The organism is Cellulosimicrobium funkei (assembly GCF_001019615.1).
Lineage (GTDB): Bacteria > Actinomycetota > Actinomycetes > Actinomycetales > Cellulomonadaceae > Cellulosimicrobium > Cellulosimicrobium cellulans_E.
Map to the genome: position 1 here is coordinate 21,953 of NZ_JNBQ01000046.1, position 7,057 is coordinate 29,009.

Sequence of the window (7,057 nt, forward strand, 5' to 3'; positions counted from 1 at the left end):
GACGACGGCGAGGCGCGCATGGACACGGAAGCACTCGGCCCGACGCTGCGCCGGCTCCGGCTCGCCGCCGACCTGACCCTGGAGCGGCTCTCCGAGCTCTCGGGCGTCAGCGACCGGGCCCTCAGCGACATCGAACGGGGCGCGGCCCGGGGACCTCAGCACCGGACGATGCTGGCCGTCGTCGACGCGCTCGGTCTCGACGAGCGGGACCGGGCGGCCGTCCTGCGCGCCGCGCGCGAGGGGCGGCGCCGGGCGCGACCGGAGCCCGGGTGGCGGCTGCCGCTGCCGCGGGGTACGGCCGACTTCACCGGCCGCGCCGCGGAGCTCGACCGCGTGACGCGCGCGCTGCGCGCCGCTCCGGGCGCGCCGCCGCCCGTCGTGGTCGTCACCGGACCGCCGGGGTACGGCAAGACGAGCCTCGCGGTGCGCGCCGCGCAGCGGCTGCAGGCCGAGTTCGACGACCAGCTCTTCCTCGAGCTCGCGGGGACCGCGCCCGATGCCGTGCGCCAGGGCGCCGTGGTCTCCCGGCTCGTCCAGGCGCTCGTCGGGACGGGCACCCGGGGCAGCGACGACCCGGCCCGGCTGCGGGCCCTCCTCGCGGGCCGGCGCGTCCTCGTGGTGCTCGACGACGCGCACGACGAGGCGCAGGTGCGCGCCGTGCTCCCGTCGACGGGCCCCGCCGCGGTGCTCGTGACGAGCCGACGACGCCTCGAGGGCCTGGAGGACGTCGTGCGCGTCGACCTCGAGCGGCTGAGCTCCGGCGACTCGCGCGCCCTGCTCGCGCGGATCGTCCCCGAGCAGCAGGCGTCCACGGCCGACCTCGCGCGCCTCGCCGAGCTGTGCGACGACGTCCCGCTCGCGCTGCGCATCGCGGCCAACCGGCTCGCGAGCCGGGCGACCTGGACGGTGGACGCGCTGGCCTCCCGCCTCGCGGTCGCGGACCGTCGCCTCGACGTCCTGGCCGCCGGCGACCTCTCGGTGCGCGCCGCGATCGACCTCTCGTTCGACCAGCTCGGACCGGCCGCGCAGCGGCTGTTCCGTCGCCTCGCGCTCACCGACGGGCGCGACGTCGGCGCCGGGCTGGCCGCGACGCTCGCGCAGGAGCCGGTCTGGACGACCGAGGAGCTGCTCGACGAGCTCGTGTCGCTCAGCCTCGTGCGCCCGGCCGAGCACGACCGGTACGCGCTGCACGACCTGCTGCGCCTCTACGCGCAGCGCGCGCTCGTGGACGCCGAGCCCGCCGAGGTCCGCGCCGACGTGCGCGCCGCGGCGGACGCGTGGCTCCTGCGCACCGCCGTCCGGGCGGGCCGGTGGTTCGAGCCCGACGTCCTGGGCGACGGGTCCGCGGACACCGAGGACGTCGTCGGGCTGGCGACGGGCGAGGAGGCCCGCGCCTGGCTCACCGACGAGGCGGTGGCGTGGTTCGCGGCCCTGGGCCGTGCGGGCCGGGGCGGCGACCACCGCGTCGTGGTCGAGGTCGCCGAGGCCCTGCACTGGTTCTCGGACCTGTGGCCCTACTGGGGTCACTGGCACGAGGTCTACGCGGCGTCGGCCGAGGCGGCCGCGGCGCTCGGCGACGACGCGCTCCTCGCGACTCACCTCGGCTACCTCGCGTGGGCCCAGGTCCACTGCCGGGGCGACGTCGCCGCGGGCACGGCCGCAGCCGAGCGTGGGCGCGAGGTCGCCGAGCGGGTCGGCGAACCGGACCTGCGCGCGTGGGCCGCCTACTACGTCGGCTGGTGCGCGAGCTCCGCGGGCGACCACGCGCGCAGCGTCGTCGCGTCGGAGGACGCGATCGCGCTCTTCCGGCGCGCGGACGACCGCGAGGGGCTGCCGCAGGCGCTGTTCCAGCGGGCGCAGGGGCTCGCCGCTCTGGGACGCGCGGACGAGGCGATCGCCCACCTGCGCGACGTCGTCGCGCTCGTGCGCGACCCCCGCACCGCACCGCGTGGGCAGGTCGCCGAGTTCACCGCCCTGCACGCGCTCGGCACGATCGCGCGCATCAGCCTCGACCGGCAGGACTGGGCGACCACGCGCCGCGTCGCGGACGAGGCGATCACGGGCTTCCTGGCGCAGGGCGCCCGCCCGTCGGCCGCGCACATGCACGTGTTCCGGGCCCATGCCCGCCGCGCGCAGGACGACCACGCGGGTGCGCGCGCCGACCTGGCCCGGGCCGTCGAGCTCTTCGAGGGCTCGGGCGACGCGGAGGGCCTCGCCGCGGCGCGGGCCGCGGGCGCGCTGGTGCGGGGCGGGGACGACAGCGGCCCCCGTCGCCGGGGCGACGGGGGCCGCACGGGTCGGACCGTCAGGAGACGGCGGCGACCGCGTCGATGATCGTCGCCGCGACCTCCGCGGGACGCGAGACCGACAGCGCGTGGGACGCGCCCGCGACGGCGGTGCTCGCGCGCGCCCCGGCCCGCTCGGCCATGAAGCGCTGGAGCTCGGCGGGGATGTTCTTGTCCTCCTCGCCGTAGACGAACCACGACGGGACCTGACGCCAGGCCGCCTCGGCGCCGGGCAGGCCCTCGCTCAGCGCGAGCTCGGTGACGGGACGCTGCTCGGCGGCCATGACGACGGCGCGCTCGACCGGGACGTCGTGCGCGAACTGCGACGGGAACGCGTCGCCGCGGATCCGCAGCTCGTTCCCGCCGCTCGTGAGCGGGTAGCCGATCAGGGTCTCGCCGAGCGTGCTGCCGGGGAACTTGCCCGAGAGCTGGAGCGCGGACTCGCCGGCGTCGGGCGCGAACGCCCCGACGTAGACGAGCGCCTTGACGGCGTCGACGCCCGCGGCGGCACCGGTGACGACGATGCCGCCGTACGAGTGCCCGACGAGGACGACGGGGCGGCCGATCGCCGCGACGACGTCGCGGACGTACTCGGCGTCGCCCGTGACGGAGCGCAGCGGGTTGGCGATCGCGACGACGTCGACCGACTGCGCGAGGAGGCGCTCGACGACGCCGTCCCAGCTGTCGGAGCCGGCGAACGCGCCGTGGACCAGGAGGACGATGGGCTTCGTGGTGGACATGGGTTCTTCCTTCTCTCGGTGGAGCTGTCGGTACGGGGCGCGGCTCTGTGGCCGGTCAGAGGGTGCCGAGCGCGGTGCGCAGCACGTGGACCGCCTGCTCGACGGCGGCCGTGGCGGCACGGGTCGGGCGCAGCGGGTTGAGCATCATGAAGTCGTGGATCGTGCCGTTGTAGCGCAGGCTCGTCGTGGGCACGCCGGCCTGGAGCAGCCTGCGCGCGTACGCCTCGCCCTCGTCGCGCAGGACGTCGTTCTCGTCGACGACCACGAACGCGGGCGGGAGCCCGGCGAGGTCGTCGAGGGAGGCGCGCAGCGGCGACGCGGTGATCTCGGACCTGCGGTCGACGTCGGGCAGGTAGCTGTCCCAGAACCACGCCATGGCCCGCGCCGTGAGGTGCGGGCCGTCCTTGAACTCGCGGTAGCTCGCCGTGTCCTGCGCGGCGTCGGTCACGGGGTAGTACAGCGACTGGTGGACGAACGTCACGTCGCCCCGCTGCTTGGCGAGCAGCGTGAGCGCTGCCGTGAGGTTGCCGCCCACCGAGTCGCCCGCGACCGCGAGGCGTGACGCGTCGAGGCCGAGCGCGGCGCCCTGCGTCGTGATCCACCGGGCCACCGCGTAGCCCTGCTCGAGCGCGACCGGGTAGCGCGCCTCGGGTGAGCGGTCGTACTCGACGAACGCGACCGCCGCGCGGGCGCCGACCGCGAGCTCGCGCACGAGGCGGTCGTGCGTGCCGGCGTCGCCGAGCACCCAGCCGCCGCCGTGCAGGTAGAGCACGACGGGCCGCGTCCCGGTCGTGCCGCGTGGCGTGACCACGCGGACGCGGACCGATCCGTCGCCCGCGGGGACGGTCACCCAGGTCTCCTCGACCTGGGCCATCTCGATGAGCTGCGCCTGCAGGTCGTCGAGGACCTTGCGGGCACGCTCGGGGCCGAGCTCGTCGACGAACGGGGGCGCCGCGACGGCGTCGGCGAACGCCTGCGCCTCCGGTTCCAGGACGGGTTCGCTCATGGTCTTCTCTCCTTCGGTGCGATGGATCCCCTGCCCCTCCAGCCTGGGAACCCGCGGCCCGGGGCACCACGAAGAACGCACGCAGGACTCGGGTTCCGCCCACGTCGTGTCACAGGCCGGGCGCTCGCGCGGTCGAACGGGGTGCAGCAGGACGACGCGCGTCGGACGGGTCCGGTCGAGTCGTGAGGTAAGAGCGGGAGCACCGGGTTTCAGGCGGCCCTTCACGGGGTAGGCGCCCAGCAGATCGCGGCTGGTCCCACCCGCCGCCGGACCCGTGCGCGTCGCGTTCGTCGTGCCGTGTCACAGATCGCCGCGCTGTTCGGTCGGGTGGGGGAGAGCGCCCGGCCGACCGGCCGGGGGTGACGGCGGCACGAGGGCGGGCGAGGATGGCGGGCGTGGACGAGCGAGCGGCGGACCTGACGACGGCGGAGCAGCAGTTCAGCGCGGCGCGGCGCAGGCTGTTCGGGATCGCGTACCGGATCCTGGGCAGCGCGGCCGAGGCCGACGACGTGCTCCAGGACGCGTGGGTGCGCTGGCAGACGTACGACCGCTCGACCGTGCGCAACCCGGACGCGTTCCTCACGACGACCGTGACGCGGCTCGCGATCAACGTCGCGCAGTCCGCGCGCGTGCGCCGCGAGACGTACATCGGCCCGTGGCTGCCCGAGCCCGTGGACACGAGCGCCGACCCGACGCTCGGGGCCGAGCGGGGCGAGGCGCTCGAGGTCGCGCTGCTCATGCTCCTCGAGAAGCTCACCCCGACCGAGCGCGCGGCGTACGTGCTGCGCGAGGCGTTCGACTACCCGTACGAGCAGATCGCGGAGATCATCGGGCACTCCCAGGCCAGCGTGCGCCAGCTCGTGAGCCGGGCGCGCCGCCATCTCGGCGAGGAGCGCCGCGCGCCCGTCGCCCCGGAGGCCCAGCGCCGTCTGCTCACGGCCTTCGTCGCCGCGGCCAAGGCGGGCGACGTCGCGCTGCTGGAGCAGCTCTTCGCCGAGGACGTGATCTCCTACTCCGACGGCGGGGGAGCGGTCCGCGCGTCGAAGTTCCCGGTCGTCGGGCGCCCGCGCGTCGCGAAGTACCACCACGCGTTCGCCGAGCGCTTCTGGGCGGGCGTCGAGGTCGAGTCCGCCGACGTCAACGGGCACCCGGCCGTCAAGCTCTCGCGCGACGGGGAGCTCTTCGCCGTGCTCACGGTCCGCGCCACGACCGACGGCATCGACCGCGTGCTGTGGATGATGAATCCGCAGAAGCTCGCGGCCGTCTCCGCGTAGGCCCGGCATGCCCCAGCGAGACAGGGCGGTGGCACGGCGCGAGGCCGACCGCGCCGCGCACGACCGCGTCGTCGAGGCGCTCCTGCGCGCGACCGCGGCCGGCGACCGGGACGCCGTGCGCGGACTGCTGGACCCGGCGGCGACCCTGTGGGTCGACGCGGCGGGCAGCGCCGCCGCGACGCCCGGGAAGGTCGAGGGCGTCGACGAGACGGCGCGCGCGCTGTGCCGCGTGCTGCGCCCCGGTCCGGGTGTCGAGGTGGCGGCGCGCTCGGTGAACGGCGTCGCCGGCCTCGTGGTGCGCCAGGACGGCGTCGTGACGGGCGTCGTGAGCGTCGCGGTGCGGTCCGGCCGGGTCGCCGAGGCATGGGTCGTGCTCAGCCCGTCCAAGCTCGAGCGGTGGAACCGGGACTGACGTCCGGGCGGCGCGACGACGGGTCAGGCACGGGTCTAGGGTCGCCTCCATGACGCTCTACCTCGACGACCGCGACGAGGGCCTGTCTCCCACGACGAGCCACCCCGCGTTCGTGTCCCTCGCCCCCGAGCCGTTCTACGACGAGGGCGAGGACTTCTCGCCGTTCGGCAACGACTCCGGGCACGACGCGCTGCGGGACCTCGAGGAGTGGTACGCGGCCGAGGGCCGCGACGACGCGCTGCCCGCGTTCGTCGACGGGCTCCTCGCGGCGTGGGACCTCGGGGTACCGGAGGACGTCTGGTCGGCTGGGCGCCAGGCCGCGTCCGACGGGCTCCGCTCCGGCGCGCTCGACGAGGCGGCGCTCGCGGCGGAGGCGCGGGCGCAGGTCGCGATCGTGCTCGGTCAGCTCAAGATCCGCGGCGGCCTCACGCCGCAGGCCCGTGCGGTGGGTGCGCGGGCGCTGGACGTGCTGGGCGCGCTCAACGACCACGCGCGCGCCGCGAGCCCGGGCTGGCCGTACGCCGACGCCGACGCCGCTGCGACGGCTGCGATGGCCGCGGTCGTGCGGGACGCGCCCGACCTGACCTGACCTGACGGCGCCCCGGCGGTGACCGGGGCGCCGCCCGGTGTGTCAGCGACGCGGTGGCGCGACCTCGTGGAGGGCGCCCGCGGCGTCCAGCTCGAGGACGACGTCGACGCCGAGGCGGGCGAGGAAGCCGTCGTCGTGGCTGACGACGAGCAGCGCGCCGGCGTAGCCGGACAGGGCCTCGACGAGCCGGTCCACGCTGCGCACGTCGAGGTTGTTCGTCGGCTCGTCGAGCACCAGGAGCTGGGTGGGCGGGTCGGCGAGCAGGAGCCGCGCGAGCGAGACGCGGAACCGTTCTCCGCCCGACAATGTCGACACCGGGCGGTCCACGCTCGACCCGCGCAGCAGCAGGCGCGCGAGCTGGTTGCGGATCGTGCCCGGGGCCGCGCCGGGCGCCCCGTCGCGCACGTTCTCGAGCGCGCTCCGGGCGTCGTCGAGCCCGTCCAGCCGCTGGGGCAGGTAGCCGACGCGGTCGGTGAGCAGCACGCCGCCGGCCCGACCGGGCTCCGGTGCGCGACCGGCGAGCAGGTTCTCCAGGAGCGTCGTCTTGCCGGTCCCGTTCGCGCCGACGAGCGCGACGCGCTCGGGCCCCTGCACGACGACCGTCCGGTTCGTCCCGTGCAGCTCGGCGAGGCGGCGGCCACGCGGCACGTCGGGGTCGGGGAGCACGAGGTGCACGTGCTCGTCGTCGCGCACGCGGGCCGCCGCGGCGTCGAGCGCGTCCTGCGCGGCCTGGACCTTCGCGTCCAGGCCC

The 7,057-nt window shown here is 76.2% G+C and carries 7 protein-coding genes; 4 read left to right on the top strand and 3 right to left on the bottom strand.

Going from position 1 to position 7,057, the window contains the following annotated elements; genetic code table 11:
• The first annotated feature begins 18 nt into the window (after positions 1-18).
• Entirely contained in the window at positions 19-2,334 is a 2,316-nt protein-coding gene (locus FB00_RS19030) for an ATP-binding protein (RefSeq protein ID WP_052877789.1), read from the top strand.
• Here the strand turns inward: FB00_RS19030 and FB00_RS19035 are convergent.
• Together FB00_RS19035 and FB00_RS19040 are read right to left on the bottom strand one after the other, a co-directional pair.
• On the bottom strand, positions 2,306-3,025 hold the full coding sequence (locus FB00_RS19035) for an alpha/beta fold hydrolase (protein WP_047234488.1): 720 nt from the start codon (positions 3,023-3,025) through the stop codon (positions 2,306-2,308). The genes FB00_RS19030 and FB00_RS19035 overlap by 29 nt on opposite strands.
• Before the next feature lie 55 nt (positions 3,026-3,080).
• Positions 3,081-4,031, bottom strand: coding sequence for an alpha/beta hydrolase (locus tag FB00_RS19040; protein WP_047234489.1), 951 nt, complete (start codon positions 4,029-4,031; stop codon positions 3,081-3,083).
• Between the two features lie 395 nt (positions 4,032-4,426).
• On the opposite strand from FB00_RS19040, the gene FB00_RS19045 reads away from it, so the two are divergent.
• Genes FB00_RS19045 through FB00_RS21365 form a run of 3 tightly spaced genes read left to right on the top strand, consistent with a single transcriptional unit; the run spans position 4,427 to position 6,306 of the window.
• Positions 4,427-5,305: an RNA polymerase sigma-70 factor gene (locus FB00_RS19045; protein WP_231581948.1), complete on the top strand. Its 879-nt coding sequence runs from the start codon at positions 4,427-4,429 to the stop codon at positions 5,303-5,305.
• Positions 5,306-5,312: 7 nt separating this feature from the next.
• Positions 5,313-5,717, top strand: a complete 405-nt coding sequence (locus tag FB00_RS19050; RefSeq protein ID WP_156186472.1) for a hypothetical protein — start codon at positions 5,313-5,315, stop codon at positions 5,715-5,717.
• A gap of 49 nt (positions 5,718-5,766) precedes the next feature.
• Positions 5,767-6,306, top strand: a complete 540-nt coding sequence (locus FB00_RS21365) for a hypothetical protein (RefSeq protein WP_052877791.1) — start codon at positions 5,767-5,769, stop codon at positions 6,304-6,306.
• Positions 6,307-6,348: 42 nt separating this feature from the next.
• On the opposite strand, the gene FB00_RS19060 is transcribed toward FB00_RS21365, so the two are convergent.
• Positions 6,349-7,057 (bottom strand): ATP-binding cassette domain-containing protein (locus tag FB00_RS19060; RefSeq protein ID WP_047234491.1); only part of this gene is annotated, 709 nt, incomplete at its 5' end.